Below are 1,288 nucleotides of genomic sequence, written 5' to 3'. Positions count from 1 at the left end.
CGATCGGCCCGCTGCTGGCCCTGGGCGGCATCTCGCTGGTGGGCGTGATCGCCGCGGGCATCATCTACCCGCCTGCAGCGGCGCTGCTGGGCGTGCTCGCGCTGGTGATCGGCGCGGGCGTGCCGTGGCTGACCGTGCGCGGTGCCGGCGACCAGGAGCGCGACCGCGCGCTGCATCGCGCACAGCTCCGTGCGCAGTCCTTCGAGGGCCTGGAAGGTGCGGCGGACCTGACCGCCCTGCAGGCGCGCGAGCACTGGAACCAGCGCGTGCTGGTGGCCGCCAAGCAGCTGAAATCGCGCGACCGCCGACGCCGGGTGCGGTTGATCGGTGGCAATGCGCTGCACGGTGTGTGTGCGGCGGCAGGGCTGGTGGCCATGGTGTGGGTGGCACTGCGCGGTTTCGAGCGCGGCGCAATCGATGCCGCCTTGGCTGCGGGCCTGGTCTTCCTCACCGTGGCGCTGCTGGAACTGTGGGCGGCTATCGGGCTGGCGTGGCAGTCGTGGTTGTCCGGACGGGTGGCGGCGGTGCGGCTGGAGCAGATCGTGGACCAGCCCGCCGGCGTGACCGAACCGGTGAATCCGGTGCCGGTGCCCACCGAACCGGCCACGCTCAGCGTGGAACACGTGGCGTTCCGCTGGCCGGGGCAGGAGCGGGCATTGCTGGACGGGCTGCAGGTGCAGCTGCGCCCGGGTGATCGCATCGCCATCCAGGGCGACAGCGGCTGTGGCAAAACCACGCTGTCGTCGCTGCTGCTGCGCCTGTGGGACCCCGATGCCGGTTACGTGCGCTACGGCGGCGTCGACATCCGTCAGTTCGCCCAGGCCGATTGGCACCGGCAGGTGGCGTGGCTGCCGCAGAACGCGCCGGTGTTTGCGGGCAGCGTGGCCGACAATCTGCGCCTGGGCGATCCGCAGGCGACGGATGCGCAGTTGTGGCAGGTGCTGGCCGATGTGCGCCTGCAGGGCTGGGCCGAACAGATTGGCGGGTTGCAGGCGTGGGTGGGCGAGAACGGCGCCACCATGTCGGCCGGGCAGGCGCGGCGCCTGGCGCTGGCGCGGGCGCTGCTGCGCGGCTCACCGATTCTGTTGCTGGATGAGCCTACCGAAGGGCTGGATGTGGATACCGCGCATGCGTTGTTGCATGACATGGTGGCTGCGCTGGGCAGCCGAAGTCTGGTGATGATTACGCATGATGTGTTGCCGGACGGCATCGTGCATCGGAGCTACCGGTTGCGGGATGGGAAGTTGGCATAGAAGTGCGGCACGAAGGGCACTGGCAGGCCACCGCC

The 1,288-nt window shown here is 70.4% G+C and carries 1 protein-coding gene; it reads left to right on the top strand.

Going from position 1 to position 1,288, the window contains the following annotated elements; translation table 11 throughout:
• Positions 1 to 1,253, top strand: a 1,253-nt coding sequence (locus DBR34_RS17035) for an ATP-binding cassette domain-containing protein (RefSeq protein ID WP_258224051.1), incomplete at its 5' end; no start/stop codon positions are given.
• Positions 1,254 to 1,288 lie beyond the last annotated feature (35 nt).

Source organism: Stenotrophomonas sp. HMWF003, assembly GCF_003061285.1.
In the GTDB taxonomy this organism is placed as follows: Bacteria; Pseudomonadota; Gammaproteobacteria; order Xanthomonadales; family Xanthomonadaceae; genus Stenotrophomonas; species Stenotrophomonas maltophilia_AP.
This window is presented reverse-complemented; position numbering and strand designations above follow the sequence as displayed.